The following is a 26,754-nucleotide window of genomic DNA, read 5'->3' on the forward strand; positions in this document are numbered from 1 at the left end:
CTACGCGGAGACCTCCGACCGATCCCCACCCCACAGCGTGTGGAACGAGCCGTCCCGGTCGGTCCGCCGATAGGTGTGCGCGCCGAAGAAGTCCCGCTGTCCCTGCGTCAGCGCGGCCGGCAGGCGCTCGGCGCGCAGCGCGTCGTAGTACGCGAGGGCCGCGGCGAAGCCCGGAGTCGGGACGCCCTGGCGGGTGGCCGCGATCAGAACCTCGCGCCAGTCGTCCTGCGCCGCCGCGATCTCCTGCGCGAACGTCTCGTCGGACAGCAGGCTCGGCAGGTCCGGCCGGGTGTCGTACGCGGCGCGGATGCGGTCCAGGAAGGCCGCGCGGATGATGCAGCCGCCGCGCCAGAGCGCGGAGACGGCACCCAGGTCGATGTCCCAGCCGTACTCTTCGCTGCCCGCGGCGATCTCGTGGAAGCCCTGCGTGTACGACACGATCTTCGAGGCGTACAGCGCCTGCTCCACCCGGTCGGCGAAGGCACCCGCCTCGGAGTCGCTCAGCGGCAGGGCCTTCGGCCCGGCCAGCCCGCGCGAGGCCTCCCGCAGCGCCGCGTGCCCGGACAGGGAGCGGGCGAAGACCGCCTCCGCGATGCCGGACACCGGGACGCCCAGGTCGAGGGCGATCTGGACCGTCCACCGGCCCGTGCCCTTCTGCTCCGCCTGGTCCACCACCACGTCCACGAACGGCTTGCCGGTCGCCGCGTCCACGTGCGACAGCACCTCGGCGGTGATCTCGATCAGGTACGAGTCGAGCCTGCCCGTGTTCCAGGTGCGGAAGATGTCCGCGATCTGGGCGGGGGTGTATCCGGCGACGTCCCGCAGCAGCTGGTACGCCTCGCCGATCAGCTGCATGTCGGCGTACTCGATGCCGTTGTGCACCATCTTCACGAAGTGCCCGGCGCCGTCCGGACCGACGTGCGTCACACAGGGCGCCCCGTCCGCCGCCTTCGCGGAGATCCTCTCCAGCATCGGACCGAGAGAGTCGTACGACTCCTTCGGCCCGCCCGGCATGATGCTCGGCCCGTGCAGCGCGCCCTCCTCACCGCCGGAGACGCCCATGCCGACGAAGTGGATGCCCTGCTCGCGCAGTTCGCGCTCGCGGCGCCGGGTGTCCGCGAAGTGCGCGTTGCCCCCGTCGATGATCATGTCGCCGGGCTCCAGCAGCGGCGCGAACTCCTCGATCACCGCGTCGGTCGGCTCACCGGCCTTCACCATGACGACCAGACGGCGCGGCCGCTCAAGCGCCGCGACGAAGTCCTTGGCCGTCTCGGCCGCGATGAAGTCGCCCTCGCTCCCGAACTCCTCCACCAGGGCGCGCGTCCGCGACGCCGTCCGGTTGTGCACCGCGACCGTGTAGCCGTTGCGCGCGAAGTTGCGGGCGAGGTTGCGGCCCATGACCGCGAGCCCCGTGACGCCGATCTGGGCTGTTGTGCTCATACCGCCTGCTCCTAAAGATCCAGAAGATCCGGTAGATCGCGTAGGTCCTGCATAACGTCGTGCTGCCCGCCAGTATTGCTCCCCGGACTCCCCGGACCATCCTGACGTGCCGGTACGCCCGTCGTACACCGGACCCGACGGGGGTGAGTACGCACGGAAGGGGCCGTGCGCCTCAGCGCGAGCGCCGCCGATCGGGCCGAGGAGCGCCGTCGATCAGGCCAAGGAGCGCTCCATACGCGCCACTTGGCGTGACCAAGCGGCCGATTGCTGTCTTGTCATGGCCTGTTCGCGGCGCTTACTTTTGCCCCTCCTGACGCATGTCGAGGGGGGCTTTTCATGGCCGTGCGCGGCCGGCACCGCCGGTATCAGCCGAACAGGATCAACCGCGCCTCACTCACCGTCACGGCGGGCGGCGCCGGGATGGCGATCCCGCTCATCGGTACCGGCGTGGCCCAGGCCGCCGACGTGGAGACCTGGAACAAGGTCGCCGCGTGCGAGTCGACCAACGACTGGAACATCAATACCGGCAACGGCTACTACGGCGGACTGCAGTTCAGCCAGTCCACCTGGGAGGCGTACGGCGGCACGCGGTACGCGCCGCGGGCGGACCTGGCCACCAAGGACCAGCAGATCGCCGTGGCGGAGAAGGTGCTGGACGGGCAGGGACCCGGCGCCTGGCCGGTGTGCTCGGTGCGGGCCGGGCTGACCCGGGGCGGCGACACCCCGGACATCCAGCCCGCCGGCGCCTCCGAGGACACCGCCAAGAAGAGCACCAAGAAGACGGGCGGCACCTCCGTACAGGACGTGCAGCCGCAGACCACACCGCAGTCCCGGGCCGGGACGGCCGAGATGTACACCGTGGTGCGCGGCGACTCGCTGTCCGGTATCGCCGACGCCGAGCGCGTCCGGGGCGGTTGGCGGGGGCTGTACGCGGCCAACCGGAAGACCATCGGCCCGGACCCCGACCTGATCCTGCCCGGCCAGCGGCTGAAGCTGCGCGCCCAGGACGCCACCGCCACGACGACCACACCGGCCACCGGCAAGTCCGCGACCAAGAAGCCCGCTTCGGGCACCGACACCGAAGAGGCCGAAGAAAAGGCGACGAAAAGCAGCACCCTGGTCGCCCCGGTCGCCGCCGGCACCGGCACGCCGTACCGCAAGGCGGGTTCCTCCTGGTCGAAGGGCTACCACACCGGGGTCGACTTCCCCGTGCCCACCGGTACCTCCGTGAAGTCCGTCGCGGCGGGCAAGGTCGTCACCGCCGGGTGGGGCGGCTCCTTCGGCTATCAGGTGGTGGTCCGGCACTCCGACGGCCGCTACACCCAGTACGCCCACCTGTCGGCGATCTCGGTGAAGTCCGGCCAGACGGTGGGCGCCGGGCAGCGCATCGGCCGCTCGGGAAGCACCGGCAACAGTTCGGGCCCGCATCTGCACTTCGAGGTGCGGACGGGGCCCGGCTTCGGTACGGACATCGACCCGGTGGGCTACCTGAGGGCCGGCGGCGTCAGGATCTGACGCGCGTGCGGTGCCGGCCGACGACCGGCGGCAACGGGACGTACAGGCCGCCGTAGAGGAGGCCGTAGTGGTGCGCAGACGCGTCGGCCTCCGGCGGCTCCCTGTCCTCGGGGACGCCTTCCTGGACCGGCGGCGCGGGCGGGACGAGGGCGCTCTCCTGGACCGGTACCGCCGACGGGGCCGGCACGAGGGCCCCGCCCCCCTGGACCGGTACGGCCGACGGAGCCGGCACGAGGACCTCCTGGATCGCCGCCGGCGTCGGGGCCGGGACGAGGACCTCCTCCCGCAGGGCGCCCACCGGCCGCTCGGGCAGCGGCGCGAGCAGCTCCGCCTCAGGCACCGGCTCGGCGTCCGTGCGCCCGATCCGCTCCGTGGTCAGCAGGATCAGACCGCCCGCCGCGACCACGCCGCAGCTCAGCGCGAGCGCGGTGCCGGCGCTGCCGTAGCGGAAGGTTTCGCCGAACATCGTGAGGCCGACCGCGGCCGCCACCACGGGGTTCACGACCGTGAGCGTGGCCAGCGGCGCCGCGAGCCCGGCACCGCGGTAGGCGGCCTGCGACAGCAGCATGCCGGCCGTGGCCAGCACACCTATCACGGCCAGGGACGGCAGGTCGGACGCGGAGAGCCCGCCGGTCCAGTCGACGGCGACCGTCTTCGTGAACACCGAGGACATGCCGAAGGCTATGCCGGACGCGGTCGCGAGCAGGATGCTGCGCACGGCCGGGTGCCGGTGCGCGGCCCGGCCCGCGATCATCAGGGTGACGACCGCACCGGCGGTGACCAGGGCGACGAGCACCCGCTGCGCGGTGTCCAGCGACTGCGCGTCGGACGCGCCGACCAGGGACAGCAGACCGGCGAGGCCCACCGTCGCCATGACCGCGCCCCGCCATGCGGTCGCTCCGGCCTTGCGGCCCACGAACAGCGCCGCCATGGGCAGGGCGAACACGATGGTCAGCGCGCCCAGCGGCTGGACCAGGCTCAACGGGCCGTAGGCGAGCGCCACCACGTGCAGCAGTCCGCCGAGACCGTTCAGCGCCACTGCCGCCCACCAGATCGGCCGACGCAGCGGCGCGTACTGCTGACCGGGGGAGGACACCGCGACCCGCTCCTGCACGATCGCTCCGGCCGCATAGGCGACGGCGGAGACGAGCGACAGCAGCACGGACAACGCGAGGGCACTCATCAACTGCTCCTCTGCGTGGGGCGGGGGCGGTGACCCCGGTGCGACGAACGGTCGGCTTCCATAGCCAACACGATGCCGTGAAAAGTTCTTCCCGTCGTCGTACCTGAGCAGGCAATGGGTCCTACTGCCGATGGAGTACGACCGCCCCGCCGTCCTCCCCAAGGTGGGTGACGGCGGGGTGGATCCCCTGGGGGACAGGCCTCCTGACCTTGGTACTACTGCTCTTCGTGGACCTCGACTCCGAACTTGCCGCGCTCCGGCCGCTCGGCGGCTTCTTCGTACTACGTACGGGAGCGGCGCCGTGCTCATCGCCGCCGCTCGCCGACGTCTACGAGGGAGAGGCATCGCATCCTTACGGAGACGCCCTGGCATTCCGCGTCCACAAGGTCGCGGGCGCCCTCCACGCCCCCGAGGTGCGAGTCGCGGCCTCGGTGGCCCAACAGGGCCTCGCCGCCCGCCTGTGGTCGGTGGCGCTCGGCTGCGCCGCCCTCTACGACGCGCTGCCCGACCTCGACCCGAGCCTGCTGCACTGGGACCCCGACGGCAGCGCCCCCGACGACCTGTGGCTGTCCGCCGTACGACCGCTGCCCGCCGACGCCACGACCCTCGCGGACGTCGTGCTGCACGGTCACCTCCGGCCGCTGACGGAGGCGCTGCGCGGCTCGTACCGCATCGCGCCGGGCCTGCTGTGGGGCAACGCGGCCTCCGCGCTGGCCGGAGCCGCCCGGCAGTTGGACGTCTGGGCACGGGCGAGCGGCCGTACGGACGCCGCCGCGCGGGCCCGCGACCTCGCGACGGAACTCCTCGCCCACCCCTTCCTCGCCGGCACCGGAATCCTCACCGGCACCGCCTTCCGGCGCCGCAGCTGCTGCCTCTACTACCGTGTGCCCGGCGCAGGCGTCTGTGGTGACTGTTGCTTCACACGCCCCCCGCGCTCTTCCCCGCGCGCCGCATCTGGGTGACCATGAAGACAAGCAGCCGCTGAGACAGGGGGTTCCGGGTGCGAGTGGGACTGCTGACCCGGGAGTACCCGCCGGACGTGTACGGCGGTGCGGGTGTCCATGTCGAGTTCCTCGCCCGGGAGTTGAGGTCCCTCGTCGACCTGGACGTGCACTGCTGGGGCGAGGGGCGCGCGGAGGGCGTGATCCGCCACCGCCCCTGGTCGGCGATGGACACCGCCAACGACGCGCTGCGCACCTTCTCCGTGGACCTCGCCATGACCGCCGGCCTCGAAGGCCGCGAACTGGTCCACTCCCACACCTGGTACGCCAACCTCGCCGGCCACCTCGGCAAGCTCCTGTACGGCGTCCCGCACGTGATGACCGCCCACTCCCTGGAGCCCCTGCGCCCCTGGAAGGCCGAGCAACTCGGCGGCGGATACGCCCTGTCGAGCTGGGCCGAGCGCACCGCCATCGAGGCCGCCGACGCGGTGATCGCCGTCTCCGGGGCCATGCGCGAGGACATCCTCACCTGCTACCCGGCGCTGGACCCGGCCAGGGTCCACGTCGTGCACAACGGCATCGACACCAGCCTGTACCGACCCGACCACGGCACCGACGTCCTCGACCGGATCGGCCTCGACCGGGCCCGCCCGTACGTGCTGTTCGTCGGCCGCATCACCCGCCAGAAGGGCGTGCCCCATCTGCTGCGCGCGGCCCGGGACATCGATCCCGCGGCGCAGGTCGTGCTGTGTGCGGGCGCCCCCGACACCCCCGAGATCGACCAGGAGTTCCGCGACCTCTTCCAGGAGCTCAGCCGCGTCCGTGAGGGCGTGCACTGGATCCCGCAGATGCTGCCGCGCCCCGAGGTGATCCAACTCCTCACGCATGCGGCCGTGTTTGTCTGCCCGTCGGTGTACGAACCCCTCGGCATCGTCAACCTGGAGGCGATGGCGTGCGGAACTCCCGTCGTGGCCTCCCGGGTCGGCGGCATCCCCGAGGTCGTGGACGACGGCAAGACCGGGCTGCTCGTCGCGGCGGACCGCGATGACGATGTTTTCGAGACGGGCCTCGCGCGGGCGCTGGACTCGGTCCTCGGTGATCCGGAGGCCGCCCGGCGGATGGGCGAGGCCGGACGGGAGCGCGCGGTGGGCGAGTTCGGCTGGGACGCGGTCGCCCGGCGCACGGTCCGGCTGTACGAGGAGATCCTCAAGCAGGCCTAGAAACAGGACGGATACGGCAAGGTAGATCCTCGGACAGGCTTAGTACGACCTGCTCAGGGGCAGAGGGCAGGCATGGATCAACCTGGGTGATAGGAGCGGCCATGCGTCGTGGCGGACCTTCGGTGCTCGGAATCGTACTGGCGGGCGGGGAAGGCAAGCGCCTGATGCCCCTGACCACAGACCGCGCGAAACCCGCGGTCACTTTCGGAGGAACGTATCGCCTGGTCGACTTCGTGCTGTCCAACCTCGTCAACGCCGACGTCCTGCGCATCTGCGTCCTCACGCAGTACAAGTCGCACTCACTGGACCGGCACATCACCACCACCTGGCGGATGTCCAGTCTGCTCGGCAACTACGTGACCCCGGTTCCGGCCCAGCAGCGGCTCGGCCCGCGCTGGTACCTGGGCAGCGCGGACGCGATCCTGCAGTCGCTGAACCTCATCTACGACGAACGGCCCGAGTACGTCGCCGTGTTCGGCGCCGACCACGTCTACCGCATGGACCCGCGCCAGATGCTCGCCCAGCACATCGAGAGCGGCGTGGGCGTGACGGTGGCGGGGATCCGTGTCCCGCGTGGCGAGTCGTCGTCCTTCGGTGTGATCAGCCCCGGCTCCGACGGCCTGACCGTCGACACCTTCCTGGAGAAGCCCGCCGACCCGCCCGGCCTGCCCGACGACCCCGAGTGCGTCTTCGCCTCGATGGGCAACTACATCTTCACCACCAAGGCCCTCATCGAGGCGCTGCAACGGGACGCCGAGGACGAGAACTCCGTGCACGACATGGGCGGTTCGATCCTGCCCCAGCTCACCGAACGCGGCGAGGCCCAGCTGTACGACTTCAGCGCCAACCACGTCCCCGGGGAGACCACCCGTGACCGGGGCTACTGGCGTGACGTCGGCACGCTCGACGCGTACTACGACGCCCACATGGACCTGATCGCCGAGCGCCCCGCCTTCAATCTCTACAACCGCAGTTGGCCCATCTACACCCACTCGGGCCAGCTCTCGCCGGCCCGCTTCAACGCAGGCGGCATGGCGAGCGAGTCCATCATCAGCGCGGGCTGCCTGATCCGGGGCCAGGTCACGCGGTCGGTGCTCTCGCCGGGTGTCGTGGTCGACCCGGGAGCCGTCGTACAGGGTTCGGTGCTGCACGACAACGTCCACATCGGGCGGGGCGCGGTGGTGCGCGGTGCCGTCCTCGACAAGAACGTCGAGGTGCCGCCGGGCGCGACGATCGGCGTCAACCCGGAGCGGGACTCGGCGCTGTACACGGTCTCCAAGGGCGGGGTGATCGCGCTGGGGAAGGGGCAGGTGGTCTCGTAGGGGCGGCTCGGGCATATCTGGACTTAGCCGGACATGTCAGAATGCTGGTATTTTCGTCTTATGGGTACCCGGGGGTTCACAGAGCGCCGATAGCCCCAGGAGGTGATGGGAGTGACCACCACTCCCCGGTCGACGATGGAAACCCATCCCGACATCGTCGAAATGCGAAGTCGTCATGAGAGGGCGGAGCGCGCCACGACCACTGTGGGTGTGCAGGCCATCGAAACGCTGGCCCTGCTCACAGGTACGTTTCTCGCCATCTCTCCCTGGGTCGTCGGGTTCAACGACCTTCAGACCCTGACCGTCAACAACCTGATCGTAGGTATCGCCTACGCGCTGCTCATGAGCGGCGGCTTCGGCCGGGCTTACGAACGGACGCACAGCATGGCGTGGGCCAGCTGCGCACTGGGCGTCTGGACGATCATTTCGGCGTGGGTGATCTCGGGGGACGTCGACACGACGAGGACCGTGGTCAACAACGTCCTCGTGGGCGTGATCGCCCTCGTGCTGGGCATTGCCGCCAGCGTCGTCGCGGCCGTCGGTGCGCGTAGCGAGCGCGGCCAGCGCGGTCAGCACGCCGCGCCGTACGAGGGTGGTGAGCAGCGGGCCGCGCCGTACGAAGGAACCACCGGTTCCTGAGATCCGGCAACCCGTTTCGTTCATACGGCGGCACCGAGCTGACGCCTCGGTGCCGCCGCACGAATCGGTCCAGACCTGGACGCGCAGTCGAATCCGTGTTGTCATGCCAACTGCTGTCCATGACAACGTTGTTATGGAGGACCTGTGCGCATCGGACGACTCAGAAACCGACTCGGGTTACTCTTCGCCGCGCTCCTCGGCCTCACCGGGCTGACCGCGGCACCCGCACTGGCCGACGACCCCGTCGAGGCCCGCGGCCTGAAGGGCGAGTACTACAGCCAGTCCGCCCCCGGCGCCTTCGACTTCCACGAGCTCAAGGCCACCACCTTCGACCCCACGCTCGACTTCGACAACCTGGAGCCGCGCCTGGCCGCCGCCACCGGCCGCGCGGACGACGTCAGCGTCCGCTGGACCGGCAGGATCGTGCCGGAGCGGACCGGTCCTCACACCTTCTCGGTCATCGGCGACAACGGTTTCCGCCTCTGGATCGGTGGACGGCTCGTCATCGACCACTGGGTCGACGACTGGGACCGCGAACAGACCGCCGAACCCGTCGACCTGACCGCCGGCACGGCCTACGACATCAAGCTCGAGTACTTCGAGCACTACGGCGGCTCCAACCTCCACCTGCGCTGGACCGAGCCCGGCGGCAGCAAGGAGCCCGTCCCGCAGTCGGCGTTCCGCCTCCCCGAGGGATTCGACTACGACGGACCGATCGCGGCCACGGTCCTCGTCGACGGCCGCACCCTGAAACTCGCCTTCGCCCAGCGCCTCGCCCCGCCCCCGGCCGGTCTCACCGACCACCTGGAAGCGGTGATCGGCGGCGCCAAGTGGCCCCTGGGCGCGGCCAGGCCGGACCCCGCCGACCCCAGGGCCCTCCTCGTCGCCCTCGACGAACCCGTCGTAGGAAACAAGAACGGCACCGCACGCGGCACCGCCGACATCCGCTACGACGGCAGGGGCGGCCTCACCGGCGCGGATGGCAACGTTGTCAAAGCCTTCTGGAGCAGCGGTCCCAACCGCTCCACATACCAGCTGCGCACCCCCTGGGCTGACGAGGTGGGCCCGGACAACGCCCACCCCGAGTACCCGCGCCCGCAGTTGACCCGCGACGCCTGGCACAACCTCAACGGCCGCTGGCAGTTCGCCGCGGCCGAGGCGGGCGAGCAGCCGCCCGTGGGGAAGACCCTGGCCGAACGCATCCTCGTGCCGTACCCGGTCGAGTCCCAGCTCTCCGGCATCGAGCGGCACGAGGACCGCATGTGGTACCGCCGCACCTTCACCGTCCCCGCCGACTGGCGCATCGGCGCCGGCCAGCGGCTGCGGCTGAACTTCGGCGCCGTCGACTGGCGGACCGAGGTGTACGTCAACGGCACCAAGGTGGTCGAACACAAGGGCGGCTACGACAAGTTCGGCGCCGACATCACCGACGCACTCAAGCCCGGCCGCACCCAGGAACTGATCGTCGGCGTCTACGACCCGACGGACGCGGCGAACGGCGAGAACCCGCCGCTGGGCAAGCAGCGCCTGGACCCGAGCGGCATCTGGTACACGCCCTCCTCCGGCATCTGGCAGACGGTCTGGATGGAACCGGTCGCCCGCGACCACGTCGACTCGCTCAAGCTGACCCCGGACCTCTCGAAGAACCAACTGAGCGTCGAGGCAAGGGGAGTCCGCGCCGGCGTACCGATCACGGCGACGGCGTACGACGGAAAGCGGAAGGTCGCCACGGCACGCGGCCGCACCGGCGGGCCGCTGACACTGACCATCGACGACCCACACCTGTGGTCGCCCGACGATCCCTTCCTCTACGGCCTGAAAGTGACCGTCGGCGCCGACCGCGTCGGCAGCTACTTCGGTATGCGTTCCATCGCCGTCGAACAGGTGAACGGCGTCCCGCGTACGGTCCTCAACGGCGAGCCCGTCTTCCTGATGGCCACCCTCGACCAGGGCTTCTGGCCCGACGGCCTGCACACCGCGCCGACCGACGAGGCCCTCGCGTACGACCTGAAGGCGCACAAGAAGCTGGGCTTCAACTCCGTGCGCAAGCACATCAAGGTCGAGCCCGACCGCTGGTTCCACTGGGCCGACCGGCTGGGTCTGCTGGTGTGGCAGGACATGCCCGCCATGACCGCGGGGGTGAACCCGAGCGCCGCCGCCCGTACGGAGTACGAGCGCGAGATGAAGGAGATGATCGACGAGCACATCAGCAGCCCGTCGGTGGTCATGTGGGTCACCTTCAACGAGGGCTGGGGCCAGTACGACGTGGGCCGCGTCGCCGAGCAGGCCAAGGCGTGGGACCCGACCCGCCTGGTCAACAACCAGTCGGGCCTCAACCTCGGCGCCGACGGCAACGCGGGCGACCTCATGGACGAGCACGGCTACCCCAGTCCCGCCCTGCCGCCCCGGCCGGACGGCAGGCGCGCCCTGGTCAGCGGCGAGTACGGCGGCCTCGGGCTGGCCGTCCCGGGACACGCCTGGTCCGTGCAGCAGTCGTACGTGGACGTCGATCCGGCGACCTACACAGACGATTACCTGACGAAGCTCGACGAGGTGCGGGCGCTGGTCTGCCGGGGCAGCAACGGTGCCGTCTACACCCAGATCTCGGACGTGGAAGGTGAGCTGAACGGGCTGCTGACCTACGACCGCAAGATCCTCAAACCGGACGTGCGGCGGCTGAAGGCCGCACACGAGGCGCTGATCCGGGACGCCTCCCAGGTGACCCCCGCCGGCTGCCCGGCGGGCCTGCGCGACCACTGATTTGACCTCTGTTGCCCCATGTGTCCCGCCCCTTTCGACGGGGGCGGGACTTAATCTGGTGTTAACTGTGCGTAGCTTGATCGTACTTGACCGTAATCGCTTACGGGCGATTGACTGCTGACCCACCCTTCGTCGACGCGAGGCAAGCCCTTGACTGCTGACCTGCTGGCACCTCTCGACCTGGCGTTCTGGAACATGGAATCCGCCGAGCACCCCATGCACCTGGGCGCGCTCGGCGTCTTCGCGGCACACTCGCCCACCGCGGGCGCCCACGCGGCCGACCTGCTCGCCGCACGGGCCGCCGCGGTGCCCGGACTGCGGATGCGGGTCCGGAGCGTGTGGCAGCCGCTCGGCCTTCCACCGGTCCTCGGCGGCGCCGCTCGGGAGCCCGACCCCGGCTTCGATCCCCTGAACCACGTCCGGCTGCACGCCCCGACCGCGGACTTCCACGCCGAGGCGGGCCGGCTCATGCAGCGCCCGCTGGACCGCGGCCGGCCGCCGTGGGAGGCCCATGTGCTGCCCGGGGAGGACGGCGTCTCGTTCGCCGTGCTGTTCAAGTTCCACCACGCCCTGGCCGACGGGCTGCGGGCGCTGACGCTCGCCGCCGGCGTCCTGGACCCGATGGATCTGCCGGCCCGCCGTCCCCGCCCCGCCGAACCGTCGCGCGGCCTCCTGCCGGACGTGCGGAAACTGCCCGGGAGGGTGCGCGGCGCCCTGACCGACGTGGGCCGGGCCCTGGACATCGGCGCCTCCCTCGCCGTGTCCAACCTGGGCGTGCGCTCCACCTCGGCCCTCACCGCCTGGCCCACCGGCACCCGCCGCACCGCCGGAGTGGTCGTCGACCTCGACGACGTGCACCGCGTCCGCAAGGCAGAGGGCGGCACCGTCAACGACGTCCTCATCGCAGTCGTCGCGGGCGCCCTGCGCCGCTGGCTCGACGAGCGCGGCGACGGCAGCGAGGGCGTCGCGCCCCGCGCGCTGATCCCGGTCTCCACGCGCCGCCCGCGCACCGCCCACCCACAGGGCAACCGGCTCTCCGGGTACCTGATACGGCTTCCCGTCGCCGATCCGGACCCGCTCGGCCGACTCGCCACGGTCCGTACGGCCATGGACCGCAACAAGGACGCCGGACCCAACCGGGGCGCCGGTGCCGTCGCCCTGCTCGCCGACCATGTGCCGGCGCTCGGTCACCGGCTCGGCGGGGCGCTGGCGAGCCAGGCCGCGCGGCTCTGGTTCGACATCCTCGTCACCAGCGTGCCGCTGCCGAGCATCGGCCTGAAGCTCGGCGGCAACCCGGTCACCGCGGTGTTTCCCTTCGCCCCGCTGGCCCGTGGCCAGTCCCTCGCGGTCGCCATCTCGACGTACCGGGGGAGCGTCCACTACGGGCTCGTGGCCGACGCGCACGCCGTACCGGATCTCGACCGGCTGGCCCACGCTCTGTCCAAGGAGGTGGAGACGCTCATCGCCGCCTGCGAGCCATGATCGTCGCGCCTTCTGGCTCGTTCACCTCCGGCGCGCCCCTGCGGCTCACTCGCGAGCGGGTTTGGCGTGCGGCCCGGCGCTCCGTAAAATTCCCCGTTCGAAAGCGGCCGCCGTCGGAGCGCCGCGCGAGGGACCCAGGGAACGGCAGCGGCCATGACGGTGACAGACAACGGCTCGGCGACCATGGACGAGGTGGCTGAGTCCTCGTATGGACCCGGCATCGACCCGGAACGGCTCTCCGTCTGCCTCAGCGTGCTGGAGGAACTCGACAAGCTGGAGGTCGACCACCCGGACGCGATCGCGGTGCGCCGGGCCACCGCCGGCGTCTACCGCACCGTCAAGCAGCGCCGCCGCCAGGAGCGCCGGGCCGCCAAGACCGCGCACGACAAAGCGGTGACCGAATCGACGGCCACCGGCTCCGCCCGGCGCATCGACGACGAGACGGAGGGCGTCCTGCCGTCGTCGGTCACGGAGGAGGGACAGATCGCGGGGATACTCCAGCGCCCGCGCTCCTGCTACACCTGCAAGACCCGATACGTCGAGGTCGACTACTTCTACCACCAGCTCTGCCAGAAGTGCGCCGCCGAGAACCGGGCCCGCCGCGACGCCCGCGCCGACCTGACCGGCAAGCGCGCGCTGCTCACCGGCGGCCGCGCCAAGATCGGCATGTACATCGCACTGCGCCTGCTGCGCGACGGCGCCCACACGACGATCACCACCCGCTTCCCGAACGACGCGATCCGCCGCTTCAAGGCCCAGCCCGACAGCGCCGACTGGATCCACCGCCTCAAGATCGTCGGCATCGACCTGCGCGACCCCGCCCAGGTGGTGGCCCTGGCCGACTCGGTGGCCGCCGAGGGTCCGCTCGACATCCTGATCAACAACGCGGCGCAGACCGTACGGCGTTCCCCGCAGGCCTACAGCGAGCTGCTCGCCGCCGAGGCCGCCCCGCTGCCCGCCGGTGAACTGCCCGCCGCCGAGGTGATCGGCACCTTCGGCTCCGGCGCGGTGGCCGCGCTCCCGGTCGCGGGCGGCGGCGCGCTCACCGCCCAGGACGTGACGGACCTGGCCCTCGTGTCGGGCTCGGCGTCCCTGGAGCGCATCGCCGCCGGTACGGCGATCGACGCGGGCGGGCTCGTCCCCGACCTGCACGACACCAACAGCTGGATCCAGACGGTCGAGGAAGTCACGCCGATCGAGCTGCTCGAGGTCCAGCTCTGCAACTCCACGGCGCCCTTCATCCTGATCAGCCGCCTGCGCCCGGCGATGGCCGCCTCGGCGTCCCGCCGGACGTACATCGTCAACGTCTCCGCCATGGAGGGCGTCTTCGCCCGCGGCTACAAGGGCGCCGGCCATCCGCACACCAACATGGCCAAGGCCGCCCTCAACATGCTCACGCGCACCAGCGCCCAGGAGATGTTCGAAAAGGACGGCATCCTGATGACGGCCGTCGACACCGGCTGGATCACCGACGAACGCCCGCACCCCGACAAGGTCCGCCTCGCCGAGGCCGGCTTCCACGCCCCGCTCGACCTGGTCGACGGCGCGGCCCGCGTGTACGACCCGATCGTGCGCGGCGAGGAGGGCGAGGACCTGTACGGGGTCTTCCTGAAGGACTACGCGCCGGGCAAATGGTGAGGTCCGCCCGCGGTTATCCGGTGGCCCGTGCGGGGGCCGCTGTCCTACTGTGAGGGTGCCCGGTGCGCCGGTCACGCGTTCTTCGTGGTTCGACTCCATGCGGGCCCTCCCACGGGCCTGTCGCCCTGTCGGGGGCGATCGCGTAGCCGCCTGGATCCCGGGCACCCTCCGCACGCTGGGTCGTGCTCAGCGGTGTCAGGACGCGCTGCCGCCGGCATCCGGCGGTGCCTGTGACCGCAGGCGTTCGTGCACCGCGTACGCCGCCGGCGGGGCCGCCGCCCGCACCCGCGTGCCCCCGTCCACCACCAGGTCCGCCCCGGTCACCCACTGCGCCGCGTCCGAGGCCAGCCACACGACGGCCCGCGCGATGTCCCCGGGCTCGCCGATCCGGCCCAGGGGCAGCCCCGCGGCCACCTCGTCCTCACCCCGCTCCCACACGAACCGCGCCATCTCGGTGCGGACGAGACCGGGGGAGACGGAGTTGACCCGTACCCGCGGCGCGAGTTCGCCCGCCAGCTGCCGCGTCAGGTGCAGCAGCGCCGCCTTGCTGGTCCCGTACGCGCCGACGTTGGGCCCGACATGCTCCGCGCCCTCCGTGCAGATGTTGACCACCGAGCCCCCGTGCTCCCTCATCCACGCCCGCCACGCCTCCCGCACCAGCCGCAGCGGTGCCTCGACGTTGACGGTGAACGCCGTGCGCCACAGATCCGGGTCGGCGTCCATGAGTGGTCCGTACGGCTGGTTGGTCGCAGCGTTGTTGACCACGACGTCGACGCGGCCGAACTCGCGCAGCGTCAATTCCGTGACCTGCCGCAGATGTGCCGGATCGGCGACGCTGCCGGCCAGCCCGATGCCGCCCAGCCGCGCCGCGGTCCGCCGCACCTCCTCGGCGTGCCGCGCGGTCACGCACACCAGCGCGCCCGCCGCGGCCAGCTCCCGGGCCACGGCGTACCCGATCCCGCGCGTGGCCCCGGTGACCACGGCGACCCTGCCCTCAAGCCCGTACGGCGACGTCATCGCCGTACCGTCTCATGACGGACCGTCAGTCGACAGCCCCGAGGCGGGAGTTCCGCGCAGCCACCAGCTCCAGCACCGTGCGCCAGTCCTCCAGGACGCCCGCGTCGAACCCGGCGACCCAGCCCTCCTCGTCGGCCTGGCGCAGCCGCAGCAGGTCGTCGTCGGCGGGGCCGGCGCCCGGGACGTGCCCGCGGACGAGGCGCGAGACCCGCTCGCCGAGCAGGGAACGGACCGCGTCGGCCGCGCAGTCCGCGTGCGCGGTCTCGTCCCCGGGGCGCAGCAGCGGACCGATCGCGTGCACCAGTCCCGCCACCTGGAGCTCCTTGTCGGCGGGACGGCCGCGGCGCAGCAGCGCGGCGGTCCGCAGCGCGTGCTGGTGCAGATCGACCCGGCCCCTCCCGGGCCCGGGCGCGCCCCAGGCGCCCCGGCAGGCGTACAGCAGATCCATCAGCTCCTCGACACTGCGCAGCTCCATGCGTCAGTCCTCCCGCCGGACAAGCCGTTGCCGTCCGGCAGCAGATCATGGCCGGCTTGCGATTCGGCCAACGGGAACTGAACTGCGTCGACTGTTCGCCGGTGTAGGCCGAACGGGCTACTCCCAAAGCGGAACAGTACGTAATAAAGAGGCGCATACCCTACCGGGCCGAATACGCGCCGACTTCAGATAGTTACCCCTTGTTTTCAGCCCCATCGAGCGGACCCCCGCTCATTTGGTTAGTCTGTAACGGACGGACAGCAGTACGGGGTCCTACCCACACCCACGGTCCGTTATGGGACACGCCGGTTCACAACGGCCTGCTCTCGTCAGAGTAACCGGCGCCACCGCGTCCGAACTGCCTCAAGCCAGACACCAGCGGGCGTCGGGAACCAGGCCGCAGACTGGGCCGGTACGCCCCGAGGGTGACCCGACACATAAGGAGTGCGCGGTGACACCGGAGAAGACGAATCGCGAGCAGCGCCCCAAGGAACGCACGGAGCGCGCGGGCCGCCGGCCCGGCGAGATCGGAAGCCTGGACGTGTGGGCCCGGTCCGCACCGATCCGCCTGGCGGGCTACGAGGACGACCTCGCAGAGCCCCACATCCTGCCCAGCGTGGACTGATCCAGCAGGCAGGACCCGTCGCGATCGCCGACCGCATGGGCGTGCGAGACTCACGCCCATGCAGATCAGAGAAGCCGTGGCCGAGGACTGGCCACGGATCTGGCCTTTCTGGCACCGGATCGTCGCCGCCGCCGAGACCTACGCCTGGGACCCGGACACCTCCGAGGAAGCGGCCCGAGCCCTGTGGATGGCCCCGGCCAAGACCGTCTACGTCGTCGAGGACGACACCGGAGCCGTCGTAGCCTCCGCCTACCTCACCCCCAACTACGGCGGCCCCGCCTCCCGCATCGCCAACGCGGGCTTCATGGTCGACCCCGACCACGCCGGCCGCGGCATCGGCCGCGCCCTCGCCGAACACCTCCTGACCGCCGCCGAGGCCGCCGGCTACCGGGGCATGGTCTTCAACGCCGTCGTCGAGACCAACCCGGCGGTGAAGCTCTGGATGTCCCTCGGCTTCACGATCGTGGGAACGGTCCCGGAGGCGTACGACCATCCCCGGCACGGCCGCGTGGGCCTGCACATCATGTACAAGGCCCTCTAGCCTTCTGATGGATCTCCGCGCGGCACGCCGAGAGCACGCACCGGACGCCGCTCCTTCTCCCACGGAGATCCATCAGAAGGGCCCTGGCCCGCTCCTAGTCCAGCGGCGCCGTCCGCTGCCACGGATGCCGCCGCTCCAACTGCTCCGCCACCTCCAGCAGGTCCGCCTCCGACCCCGGCAGCCCCACCAGCTGTACGGCGCAGGGCGCGCCGGAGGGCAGTGTGCCGAAGGGCACCGACATCGCGGGCCAGCCGGTCAGGTTCCACGGCGGGGTCATGGGCGAGTAGTTCGTGTTGGCCAGCACGTTGCTCAGCCAGCCCCGCTCGTGCCAGGGCCCGGACTTGGGGGAGCGGCGGGCGAGCGCCGGGGTGAGCAGCACGTCGTACTCGGCGAAGAACGGCTCCAGGCGCCGGCGCAGTGCCTCCCGCGCCTTGCCGGTGCGGGCTGTGCCGACGAATGACCGCCCGATGGCCGCATGGACACGGGTGCGCCGCGCGAGCTGCCCTCTGTCGAGACCCCGCGCGTCCACGAAGGTGCCCGCCGTCCAGTGCGCGAGCGAGGTGAGGCTCAGCGACACCGGATACGGCGGGTCGGCGCGCCGTACCGGGTGACCTGCCTTGATGAGCAGCTCGGCGGCCTCCCGGACCGCGGTCGTATACGGCTTGGTGATGGCGACGCCGGCGATCGGGCTGCGCAGGGAGACGGCGACCTTGTGCGTGGCGGGCCCGTCCCGCCGTACGAACTCGGTGTCCGCGATGACCGACAGCATCAGGCGGGCGTCCTCGACGGTCGTCGCGAGGGGCCCGTTCTCGGACATGCCGAACCAGTCGCCGTCGCTGATGCCGGCCGGGACCACGCCGGCGCCCGGCTTCAGGGTGAGCAGACCGCAGTTGGCCGCCGGTATGCGCAAGGAGCCCATGCCGTCGTTGCCGAGGGCGATTGGCACCAGGCCGGCGGCGACCGCGGCCGCGCTGCCGCCGGAGGAGCCGCCCGCCGTGCGGGAGGTGTCCCACGGGTTGCGGGCGGTGCCGTGGACGCCCTCCGTGGTACCGAAGACGCACAGTTCCGGCACGTTGGTCAGGCCCACGACCACCGCTCCCGCCGCTCGCAGCCGGGCCACGGTGACATGGTCGTCGGCGGCGGGCGTGTCCGGGGTCGCGGCGCTGCCGAGACGCCGGGACTCGCCCCGCACGGCCAGGTTGTCCTTGACGGCCACGGGCACGCCGGCCAGGGGCAGTTCGGCGAGATCGCTCCGCGCGGCCACCTCGTCGGCCTCGGCGAGCGCCGCCTCGGCGCGGACCGCCCGGAAGGCTCCGATGCGACCGTCCAGCCGTTCGATCCGGGTGAGGTGCTCGGCCACCACTTCGCGGGGCGTGGCTCGCTTCTCGCGTACGGCGGCGGCGATCTCGGTGGCGGTCCGGCCGACCCAGCTGGTCACAGGCGCTCCTCGGAGGTGGACGGGGTGCGAATGCGGTGAGCGTACTGGCGAGTCCTGGATATGCGGACCGGTCTTCCTGGACTTTTCGGGAAGTGACGGCACGCGGGAATCCGCTGAACCGCAGGTCATCCGATCAATGGCCCAACTCCCATGCGATCGGGTCCCATTGACAGGCTCTGGAGCTCGCTCAATGATCAGTCATCCGATGAATGGAGGCCGCTCTTGAGTGACGGCAGAAGAGGATGGCTGCGGTTGATCTGGCTTGCGGCGCTGCTGGCGCTGGTCGTGGCGCCGACGCCGGCGCTCGCGCGGGAGGAGCCGAAGCCGCCGGTCACGGTTCCCGCACTGTCCGACTGGACCGCGGAATCCGGACGTTACGTCTACGGCGACGCCACCCGCATCGTCGCCGACAGCCGTACGGAACGCCGGGTCGCCGACACCCTCGCCGCCGACCTCCGGGCGGCCGGCCACGGCACGGTGCCGGTGGTGCGCGGCACGGACCGCGCCGGTGACATCGTGATCGACGTCGAGTCCTCCAGGACCACCTTGGGCACCGAGGGCTACGAACTCCGCGCCGACCGGCGGCTGTCCGTGACCGGTGCCACCGAAACCGGCGCCTTCTACGGCACCCGAACCGTCCTCCAGCTCCTCGCGCAGGGCGACCGGATCCCCGCCGGACGCACCGTCGACGTGCCGCGCCACAAGGAGCGGGGGGTCGGTGTCTGCGCCTGCTACATCCACGTCTCGCTGCCCTGGCTGGAGAACCTCGTCCGTGAGATGGCGTACCACAAACTCAACCAGCTGCTCCTCGAACTGAAGGTGAAGAGCGACGCCCACCCCGAGGCCAACACCTGGGGCTACTACACCAAGGACGAGATCCGCCGCCTCGTCGCCCTCGGCGAGAAGTACCACGTCGAGATCATCCCGGAGATCAACTCTCCGGGACACATGGACCCGTGGATCGAGAACCGCCCGGACCTCCAGCTGACCGACTCCGAGGGCGCCAAGCAGCCCTCGCGCCTCGACATCACCAGGCCCGAGGCCTTCGACTACTACGCCGGCCTGATCGACGAGTACGCCCAGGTCTTCACCTCCACCTCCTGGCACATGGGAGCCGACGAGTACATGCTCGGCTCCGACTTCGCCAAGTATCCGCAGATCCTGCGGTACGCCCAGGAGAGGTACGGCCCGGAGGCCACACCCCAGGACGCGTTCATCGACTTCGTCAACCGCGTCCACGCCCACGCGGAGGCCAAGGGCAAGAAGCTCCGCATCTGGAACGACGGGCTCACGGGCGCCAACACCGTGCCGGTCGCCGCGGGTACGACGGTCGAGCACTGGCTGAACGTGGCGACGAAACCGAGCCGGCTCCTCGCCCAGGGCCATCCGCTGATGAACGCGGCCTATGCCCTGTACCTCGTCCGCGGCGGCTTCCACAGCGACACCAAGGCGCTGTACGACCAGAGCTGGGACCCGCGCAGCTTCGAGGGCGAGAAACTCGCCTCCAGCGACGGCATCACCGGCGCGAAGATCAGTCTCTGGCCCGACAACGGCCGCGGCGAGACCGAGCACGAGGTAGCCGTCGCCCTGTGGCCCGCGCTGCGGCACATCGCCCAGGCCACCTGGGGAGACCCGCGCCCCGACGCCGGCTACGCCGAGTTCACCGCGCGCGGCACCGCAGTGGGACACGCGCCCGGACGGCGGGACCTGACCAGGGTCCCGGTGGCGGACGGGACGTACACCTTCCATGCGGACGACGGGTCCTTCGACGCCGAGGTGCGGCGGACGGCGGACGGTTACGTGACCTTGCGGAACGCGGACGGCTGCCTGGAGGTGCGCGGCGGGAAGCTCACGCTCAACGTGCCGCTGCAGCCGGGCGTCGAGGTGACCGGGCAGACCTGCGACGCCGGGAACACCTTGCAGCGCTGGGAGTTGGTGCCCGCCGCGGGCGGCTACCGGCTCGTCAACGCCATCACACAGATGACGGTGAGCCTGGACGACGGCCGGCTCGTCCAGTACCCACCGGACCGGCGCCCGCCCGCCGTCTGGCACCTGACGTGAGGAGAGTCCCCCCCCATGACTGTCTTCAGGCGGGCAGCGCGCTTCAGCGCAGGTGCCGTTCGAAGAAGGCCATCGTGGCGTCCATCGAACGCGGCCACTGCGGTCCGAACGTATGCCCCTCACCGTCGTAGGTCCGCAGCTCGACGTCCTTGCCCGCCGCCTCGAACGCGGCGACCGTCTGCCTCGACCAGGTGAGGGGACACGTGTCGTCCGCCGTGCCGTGGTGGATCAGCAGCGGCTCGGTCACGCGGTCGACGTAGGTGACGGGCGAGACCTCCCGCCAGAAGGTCGGGTTCTCCTCCGGGGTGCCGTGCTCGGCCTCGATCTCGGCGACGATCGGGTCGTTCTCGGGGCGCTGGAACTGGTCGATGTTCTCCTCCGGGCGGGAGCTGACCGGCGCGAAGACCACCGCCGCGTCGACCAGGCCCGGGGCCACCACCAGCGTGTTGTACACGACACCGCCGCCCATCGACCGCCCCAGCAGACCGATCCGGTCGCCGTCGATCTCCGCGCGGCCGGAGGAGCGCAGGGCCATCACCGCGGCGATGACGTCCTCGGTGTAGCCGAGACGGAGGTTCACGTCGTTGTCGGGGTCGTCGTCCGAGCCCGCGTGGTTGCGGTAGTCGGTGTGCAGGACCACGTAGCCGTCGCGGGCGAGGAGGTCCTGTTCGCGTGCCAGACCGCGGCCGGTGGTGTAGACGGCGGGGTCGATGTAGCCGTGGGCCAGGACCAGCGCCGGGAACGGCCCCTTGCCGGCCGGGATGTTCATGAGACCCGAGATCGTCAGCCCGTTCGCCTCGTACGTCACCCGGTGGCTGGTGTAGGCGGCGGTCCGGGCGAGCACGGCGCCGAGGCGCAGGCCGGAGCCGTGGTGCTCGCGCTGGATCAGGCCTGGGATCGACACCGGGTTGACGGGCGTGCGGGTCGGGGAAGGCGTCGCGGAGGGGGCCTGGCTTGCGGCGCTGGTCCGTGCCGGCGGGCTGCCGCGTGCCGCGTCGTCGCCGTCACCGCCGTCGCCTCCGGTGCAGCCGACCGCGGCCACCAGCAGCAGTGCGGCGGTGGCGCAGGCCGTTCCCCATGACCGCATACGGCCCATTGTCCACGACGACAACGGTCCCTGGGAGGACCCGGTGCGACCGGGCCCTCCCGCGCCGGTCACGCGTAGAACGGACCCGGCGTGCTCCAGGTCGTGTGGCCGAAGACGTTGTCGTCGGCGATCGAGATCCTGACGTTGGTGACTTTCAGGCCGCGCTGGGTCGGGGTCATGCCCTGAGGGCAGTTCACCTCGACGGCCGGGAAGTTCATGTAGAAGTGCGGACCGGTGTCCTGGTCGGTGTACCGGCGCTGTTCGGAGATGACCCAGTTGGCCTCCGCGTAGTAGTACGTCCGCGTCAGGGACTGCTGCTCGGTGCGGACGACGAAGCCGGTGCTGTGGTCGAAGCTGCCGTCGGGGCGCAGGCAGCCGAAGGTGCGTGCGGTGTCGGCGTATGCCTTGAACCAGTAGTCGGTGCTGTAGAGCCCGGCGGCGAAGCCCGGCTGGGTGCGGACGTTGTGCAGTGAGACGCCCAGCTTGAAGCCGCCGCAGCCGGGCGTCGGGTCGTAGTCGTGGTACGTGTTCTGACACTTGCGGTCCCCGAAGTACGCGGTCGGGTCCGGGTTGTAGTGCCGCGGGACGACGGTGCCGTAGAACTTCACCGTCGCCGAGACGCCGCCGGCGGTGGGCGCCGGGATCGCGACCGTGGTCGTGGCCTGAGCGGCGCCCGGTCCGGCCAGGATGAGACCGGCCCCGGCCAGGAGCGCGATGGTCAGTCGCGCCGGCGTTCTGCGCATGCTCCGCATGTAAGGACAACCCCCCTCGTGCACAAGGTGCACGTTCACGTGAACAGTGACATGGGCACGCTATCCGGGCGTTGATCAGCCATCCGGCAAACGCGTCAACTCTCACAAATGGAAGGTTCCGGTCGAGCGCCTGATCTACCGCGCGAGTTGACTGCGCAGCCACTCCTCCACTTCCCCCACGTGCGCGGCCGCCGCCGCCCGGGCCGCCTCCGGGTCGCGGGCGACCAGGGCGCGGTGGATGGCGGCGTGTTCGCGGCGGGTGCGGGCGAAGGCGCCCTCCTCCTGGTAGCCGCGCCAGACGCGGGCGCGGAAGGTGCGGGAGGACAGGCCCTCCAGGATCGCGGCCATGGTCTCGTTGCCGGCGGCCGTCGCGATCTCGCGGTGGAAGGCCAGGTCGTGGGCGAGGATCTCCTCGGGGTCGTCCGTGGCGTTCATCGCCGTCAGGTGCTTCTCGACCTCGGCGAGCTGGTCCGGGGTGATGCGGGCGGCGGCCAGCGCGGTCGCCGTCGACTCCAGGATGCGGCGGACCTCCAGCAGCTCCACCAGACGCGGGCCACGCGAGAGGTCGGCCACCACGCCGAAGGTCTCCAGCAGATCGCCGGCCTCCAACTGCGTGACGTAGATGCCCGAACCGTGCCGGGCCTCCAGCACGCCCAGGACGGTGAGCGCGCGGATCGCCTCACGCATCGAGCTGCGGGAGATGCCGAGTCGGGCGGCCAGATCACGCTCGGTGGGCAGCCGCTGGCCCGGCTCCAGCCGCCCCTCGCCGATCATCGCCTTGATCTGCTCGATGGCGCGCTGTGTCACGGTGCCCTTCTGCGGGGCTGTCTCGTCCACGCCATTCCTCCACTCACCGGGTGCGCCGCAGTCTAATCATCGCTGTGGTCCGACCACTATGGCTGAAAACTGCGAAAATCTGCCCCGAGAGGGTGTTGTTCTGGGGAAGTGGTCTGATAAATATGCGGGCATCTGCTCGAACACGCTCAATGAGGAGCCGCCAGATGACCGGCAGGACAGTGGGGAAGCGGAACAGATTTCGGAGCGCCGGCACGGTGGCCACGGCCGTCGGCGCCTCGCTCGTGCTCGCCGCGTGCGGCAGCACCAAGGACACGGGCGGCGCCTCCAGTGCGGGAGGCGACGGCACTGGCAAGGTCGGGGTGATCCTGCCCTTGCTGACCTCGCCGTTCTGGCAGTCGTACAACGACTACGTGCCCAAGATGGCGAAGTCCGAGAAGGTCGACGCGCTGAAGACGGTCAACTCCAACAGCGACCCCTCCCAGCAGATCACCGATATCAACAACCAGCTCAACCAGGGCGTGAAGGGCCTGGTCGTCGCCCCGCTGGACAGCGCCGCCATCGAGGCCGGCCTCGACCAGGCCGAACGCAAGGGCGTGCCGGTCGTCGCGGTCGACGTGGCGCCGGACAAGGGCAAGGTCGCCATGGTGGTGCGCGCCAACAACGTCGCGTACGGCGAAAAGGCCTGCCAGTACCTCGGCGAGCAGATCCCCTCCGGCAAGGTCGTACAGATCATGGGCGACCTCGCCTCGGTCAACGGCCGTGAGCGCTCGGAGGCGTTCCGCTCCTGCGTGCGGAAGAACTTCCCCAAGCTGAAGGTGCTGGAGATCCCCGCCAAGTGGGAGTCCGACACGGCCGCCTCGAAGCTGGACACGCTCCTCAACGCCAACCCCGACATCAAGGGCATCTACATGCAGGCGGGCGGTGTCTACCTCGCCCCGACCCTGCAGACCCTCAAGTCGAAGGGGATGCTGAAGAAGGCCGGCCAGGCGGGCCACATCGCGATCGTCTCCAACGACGGCATCCCGCAGGAGTACGACGCCATCCGCAAGGGCGAGATCGACGCCACCGTCTCCCAGCCCGCGGACCTCTACGCCAAGTACGGCATGTACTACATCAAGGCGGCGATGGAGGGGAAGACGTTCAAGCCGGGCCCGACCGACCACGACTCGACGATCGTCGAGCTGCCCAGCGGCATCCTCGAGGACCAGCTGCCGGCCCCCCTGGTCACCAAGGACAACGTGGACGACCCCGACCTGTGGGGCAACACGGTCAAATGAGCGCCGCAGTGATCACGCCACTCGTCGAGGCACAGGGCATCGTCAAACGCTACGGCCCCACCACCGCCCTCGCCGACGGCCGGCTCACCGTCCTGCCCGGCGAGTCCCACGCACTCGTCGGGCGCAACGGCGCCGGCAAGTCCACCCTCGTCACCGTCCTCACCGGCCTCCAGGCCCCGGACGAGGGCACGGTCCGCTTCGACGGCGAACCCGCGCCCCCGCTCGCCGACCGGGACGCCTGGCGCCGCAAGGTCGCCTGCGTCTACCAGAGGCCCACGGTCGTCCCGGAGCTGACGGTCGCCGAGAACCTGTTCATCAACCGGCAGCCGCTCGAACGCGGGTTCATCAGCTGGCGGCGGCTCAAGAGCCAGGCCGCCGAGCTGCTCGACACCTGGGACGTGCGTGTCGACCCGGAGACGCGCACCGCCGACCTCAAGGTCGAGGACCGTCAAATGGTCGAGATCGCCCGGGCGTTGAGCTTCGGCGCCCGCTTCATCGTCCTCGACGAGCCGACCGCCCAGCTCGACAACCGTGAGATCGAGCGCCTGTTCACCCGCATGCGCGCCCTCCAGGACTCCGGAGTCACCTTCCTGTTCATCTCGCACCACCTCCAGGAGGTGTACGAGGTGTGCCAGACCGTGACCGTCCTGCGTGACGCCCGCTGGATCACCACCGCCCCCGTCGCCGACCTGCCGAGGGCCGCGCTGGTGGAGGCCATGGCGGGGGAGACCATCGAGACGCTCGCCGACCAGGCCGTACAGGAAAGGCTCGTCGACGACAGCGCCCCTGTCCTCCTCGACGCCCGCGGCCTCACCTCGGACGCGTACGAGAACGTCGACCTGACCGTCCGCAGCGGCGAGGTCGTCGGACTCGCCGGATCCAGCGCCAGCGGCAAGATCGAACTGGCCGAGTCGTTGACGGGACTGCACACACCGCACCGCGGAACGGCCCAACTGGACGGAAATAGGCTCCCGTTCGGCGATGTGCGGGCCGCTCTGCGCGCCGGCGTCGGCTGCGTCCCCCGTGACCGTCACTCCCAGGGCCTGGTCGTCGGCATGACCGTCGGCGACAACGCCACCCTGAGCGTCCTCGACCGGCTCGGCCGCTTCGGCTTCGTCGGCACCGACCGTAAACGCGGCTTCGCCACCGAGCTGATCGACCGCCTCGACATCCACACCGAAGGCCCCGACCAGCCCGTCTCCGACCTGTCCGGCGGCAACGCCCAGAAGGTCGTCATGGCCCGCGCCCTCGCCTCCGACCCACGGCTGCTGGTCCTGATCAACCCCACCGCGGGCGTCGACGTGAAGTCCAAGGAGTCCCTGCTCGCCCGCGTGGACAGCGCCCGTGAGGACGGCACGGCCGTACTCGTCGTCTCCGACGAACTCGACGACCTCAGGCGCTGCGACCGCGTCCTCGTCCTCTTCCACGGCCGCGTGGTCGCCGAGCACCAGGCGGGCTGGCGCGACCACGAGCTGATCGCCTCCATCGAAGGAGTGGACCATGGCTGACACCAAGGCCGCCCCGCCGCTCGCGCCGCCGCAGACCCCGGCCGCCCGGTCGGCCAGGACCGTTTTGCTGCGCCGGGCCCGCGAACTGGCCCTCGTACCGGCCCTGTTGCTGCTCATGGTGCTCGGCGCGGTCGTCAACGACTCGTTCCTCACCGAGCGCAACCTGATCTCGATCCTCGGCGCCTCCGCCGCCCTCGCGATGGTGGTGCTGGCCGAGTCGCTGGTGCTGATCACCGGCAAGTTCGACCTGTCCCTCGAATCGGTCGTCGGCATCGCGCCCGCCGTGGGCGCGCTCCTCGTGCTGCCCGCCGCCCAGTCCGGCTGGGGCACCGAGTTCCCCGCAGCGCTCTCCCTCCTTGCGATCCTCGTCGTCGGCGCGGCGATCGGCGCCTTCAACGGCGTCCTGGTCGTCAAGTTCAAGCTGAACGCGTTCATCGTGACGCTCGCGATGCTGATCGTCCTGCGCGGTCTGCTCGTCGGCGCGACCAAGGGCAAGACGCTGTTCGGCATGCCCGACAGCTTCTACTCGCTGGCCACCACCACCTTCCTGAACATCCCGATGTCCGTGTGGCTCGCCGCGATCGCCTTCGCCATCGCCGGGTTCGTGCTCAAGTACCACCGCGTCGGACGCGCCCTGTACGCCATCGGCGGCAACGCGGACGCGGCCCGGGCGGCCGGCATCCGCGTCGACCGGGTGATGCTCGGCGTGTTCGTCGTCGCCGGTGTCCTCGCCTCGGTCGGCGGGCTCCTGCAGACCGGCTACGTGGGCGCGATCAGCGCCAACCAGGGCCAGAACATGATCTTCACCGTGTTCGCGGCGGCGGTGATCGGCGGCATCAGCCTCGACGGCGGCAAGGGCACCATGTTCGGCGCCCTGACCGGCGTACTCCTCCTCGGAGTCGTGCAGAACCTGCTCACCCTCGCCCAGGTGCCGTCCTTCTGGATCCAGGCCATCTACGGCGGAATCATCCTGCTCGCCCTCGTGATCGCCCGCGTGACGACAGGGCGCGCCCAGGACTGACCCGCCCTGTCCCC

General features: G+C 70.8%; 22 protein-coding genes. 14 read left to right on the top strand and 8 right to left on the bottom strand.

Annotated features, from left to right (window positions below; all coding sequences use genetic code 11):
* Entirely contained in the window at nt 1–1,440 is a 1,440-nt protein-coding gene (gene gnd, locus ABT063_RS15090) for an NADP-dependent phosphogluconate dehydrogenase (protein ID WP_351057729.1), read from the bottom strand.
* Nucleotides 1,441–1,776: 336 nt separating this feature from the next.
* Between gnd and ABT063_RS15095 the strand changes: the two genes are divergently transcribed.
* Nucleotides 1,777–2,955, top strand: a complete 1,179-nt coding sequence (locus ABT063_RS15095; protein WP_351057730.1) for a transglycosylase family protein — start codon at nt 1,777–1,779, stop codon at nt 2,953–2,955.
* Here the strand turns inward: ABT063_RS15095 and ABT063_RS15100 are convergent.
* Nucleotides 2,945–4,138, bottom strand: a complete 1,194-nt coding sequence (locus tag ABT063_RS15100) for a DMT family transporter (RefSeq protein ID WP_351057731.1) — start codon at nt 4,136–4,138, stop codon at nt 2,945–2,947. The genes ABT063_RS15095 and ABT063_RS15100 overlap by 11 nt on opposite strands.
* Before the next feature lie 227 nt (nt 4,139–4,365).
* On the opposite strand from ABT063_RS15100, the gene ABT063_RS15105 reads away from it, so the two are divergent.
* The 7 genes from ABT063_RS15105 to ABT063_RS15135 all read left to right on the top strand — a co-directional run bounded on the left by ABT063_RS15105 (nt 4,366) and on the right by ABT063_RS15135 (nt 14,140).
* Nucleotides 4,366–5,100 (top strand): (2Fe-2S)-binding protein, encoded by a 735-nt coding sequence (locus ABT063_RS15105; protein ID WP_351057732.1) that lies wholly within the window; start codon nt 4,366–4,368, stop codon nt 5,098–5,100.
* 38 nt (nt 5,101–5,138) lie between these two features.
* Nucleotides 5,139–6,299, top strand: a complete 1,161-nt coding sequence (glgA, locus tag ABT063_RS15110) for a glycogen synthase (RefSeq protein WP_351057733.1) — start codon at nt 5,139–5,141, stop codon at nt 6,297–6,299.
* 101 nt (nt 6,300–6,400) lie between these two features.
* Entirely contained in the window at nt 6,401–7,621 is a 1,221-nt protein-coding gene (gene glgC, locus ABT063_RS15115; RefSeq protein ID WP_351057734.1) for a glucose-1-phosphate adenylyltransferase, read from the top strand.
* 135 nt (nt 7,622–7,756) lie between these two features.
* Entirely contained in the window at nt 7,757–8,260 is a 504-nt protein-coding gene (locus tag ABT063_RS15120) for an SPW repeat protein (RefSeq protein WP_351057807.1), read from the top strand.
* 144 nt (nt 8,261–8,404) lie between these two features.
* Nucleotides 8,405–11,020 carry a PA14 domain-containing protein gene (locus tag ABT063_RS15125; RefSeq protein ID WP_351057735.1) on the top strand — a complete coding sequence of 872 codons (2,616 nt, stop codon included), beginning with the start codon at nt 8,405–8,407 and terminating at the stop codon, nt 11,018–11,020.
* A gap of 150 nt (nt 11,021–11,170) precedes the next feature.
* Nucleotides 11,171–12,502, top strand: coding sequence for a wax ester/triacylglycerol synthase family O-acyltransferase (locus ABT063_RS15130; protein ID WP_351057736.1), 1,332 nt, complete (start codon nt 11,171–11,173; stop codon nt 12,500–12,502).
* Between the two features lie 153 nt (nt 12,503–12,655).
* Nucleotides 12,656–14,140, top strand: a complete 1,485-nt coding sequence (locus ABT063_RS15135) for an SDR family NAD(P)-dependent oxidoreductase (protein WP_351057738.1) — start codon at nt 12,656–12,658, stop codon at nt 14,138–14,140.
* A gap of 195 nt (nt 14,141–14,335) precedes the next feature.
* Here the strand turns inward: ABT063_RS15135 and ABT063_RS15140 are convergent, their stop codons facing one another.
* Nucleotides 14,336–15,157 (bottom strand): SDR family oxidoreductase, encoded by an 822-nt coding sequence (locus ABT063_RS15140; protein WP_351057739.1) that lies wholly within the window; start codon nt 15,155–15,157, stop codon nt 14,336–14,338.
* 25 nt (nt 15,158–15,182) lie between these two features.
* Complete coding sequence (locus tag ABT063_RS15145) at nt 15,183–15,632, bottom strand: hypothetical protein (protein WP_351057740.1); 450 nt, start codon at nt 15,630–15,632, stop codon at nt 15,183–15,185.
* Nucleotides 15,633–16,083: 451 nt separating this feature from the next.
* Here ABT063_RS15145 and ABT063_RS15150 point away from each other — a divergent pair, with 451 nt between their 5' ends.
* Both ABT063_RS15150 and ABT063_RS15155 read left to right on the top strand, forming a co-directional pair.
* The gene (locus ABT063_RS15150) at nt 16,084–16,257 is read left to right on the top strand and encodes a hypothetical protein (protein WP_107082809.1); all 174 of its coding nucleotides are present in this window, start codon (nt 16,084–16,086) and stop codon (nt 16,255–16,257) included.
* Nucleotides 16,258–16,315: 58 nt separating this feature from the next.
* On the top strand, nt 16,316–16,798 hold the full coding sequence (locus ABT063_RS15155; protein ID WP_351057741.1) for a GNAT family N-acetyltransferase: 483 nt from the start codon (nt 16,316–16,318) through the stop codon (nt 16,796–16,798).
* Between the two features lie 94 nt (nt 16,799–16,892).
* Here the strand turns inward: ABT063_RS15155 and ABT063_RS15160 are convergent, their stop codons facing one another.
* Nucleotides 16,893–18,236, bottom strand: coding sequence for an amidase (locus ABT063_RS15160; RefSeq protein ID WP_351057742.1), 1,344 nt, complete (start codon nt 18,234–18,236; stop codon nt 16,893–16,895).
* 222 nt (nt 18,237–18,458) lie between these two features.
* Here ABT063_RS15160 and ABT063_RS15165 point away from each other — a divergent pair, with 222 nt between their 5' ends.
* Nucleotides 18,459–20,297 (top strand): glycoside hydrolase family 20 protein, encoded by a 1,839-nt coding sequence (locus ABT063_RS15165; protein ID WP_351057744.1) that lies wholly within the window; start codon nt 18,459–18,461, stop codon nt 20,295–20,297.
* Between the two features lie 43 nt (nt 20,298–20,340).
* Here the strand turns inward: ABT063_RS15165 and ABT063_RS15170 are convergent, their stop codons facing one another.
* The 3 genes from ABT063_RS15170 to ABT063_RS15180 all read right to left on the bottom strand — a co-directional run bounded on the left by ABT063_RS15170 (nt 20,341) and on the right by ABT063_RS15180 (nt 22,973).
* Nucleotides 20,341–21,384, bottom strand: coding sequence for an alpha/beta hydrolase family protein (locus ABT063_RS15170; RefSeq protein ID WP_351057745.1), 1,044 nt, complete (start codon nt 21,382–21,384; stop codon nt 20,341–20,343).
* A 68-nt stretch (nt 21,385–21,452) separates the two neighbouring features.
* Nucleotides 21,453–22,127 (bottom strand): hypothetical protein, encoded by a 675-nt coding sequence (locus ABT063_RS15175; protein WP_351057746.1) that lies wholly within the window; start codon nt 22,125–22,127, stop codon nt 21,453–21,455.
* 144 nt (nt 22,128–22,271) lie between these two features.
* Complete coding sequence (locus ABT063_RS15180) at nt 22,272–22,973, bottom strand: FadR/GntR family transcriptional regulator (RefSeq protein WP_351057747.1); 702 nt, start codon at nt 22,971–22,973, stop codon at nt 22,272–22,274.
* A 164-nt stretch (nt 22,974–23,137) separates the two neighbouring features.
* Here ABT063_RS15180 and ABT063_RS15185 point away from each other — a divergent pair, with 164 nt between their 5' ends.
* From ABT063_RS15185 to ABT063_RS15195, 3 genes are read left to right on the top strand one after another with little or no spacing between them, the layout of a single operon-like run.
* The gene (locus tag ABT063_RS15185; RefSeq protein WP_351057748.1) at nt 23,138–24,211 is read left to right on the top strand and encodes a sugar ABC transporter substrate-binding protein; all 1,074 of its coding nucleotides are present in this window, start codon (nt 23,138–23,140) and stop codon (nt 24,209–24,211) included.
* Nucleotides 24,208–25,719: a sugar ABC transporter ATP-binding protein gene (locus ABT063_RS15190; RefSeq protein ID WP_351057749.1), complete on the top strand. Its 1,512-nt coding sequence runs from the start codon at nt 24,208–24,210 to the stop codon at nt 25,717–25,719. The genes ABT063_RS15185 and ABT063_RS15190 overlap by 4 nt, the downstream gene beginning before the upstream one ends.
* On the top strand, nt 25,712–26,740 hold the full coding sequence (locus tag ABT063_RS15195; protein ID WP_351057751.1) for an ABC transporter permease: 1,029 nt from the start codon (nt 25,712–25,714) through the stop codon (nt 26,738–26,740). The genes ABT063_RS15190 and ABT063_RS15195 overlap by 8 nt, the downstream gene beginning before the upstream one ends.
* Nucleotides 26,741–26,754 lie beyond the last annotated feature (14 nt).

The sequence above is a fragment of the Streptomyces sp. NPDC002838 genome, assembly GCF_040295365.1.
Classification (GTDB): Bacteria; Actinomycetota; Actinomycetes; order Streptomycetales; family Streptomycetaceae; genus Streptomyces.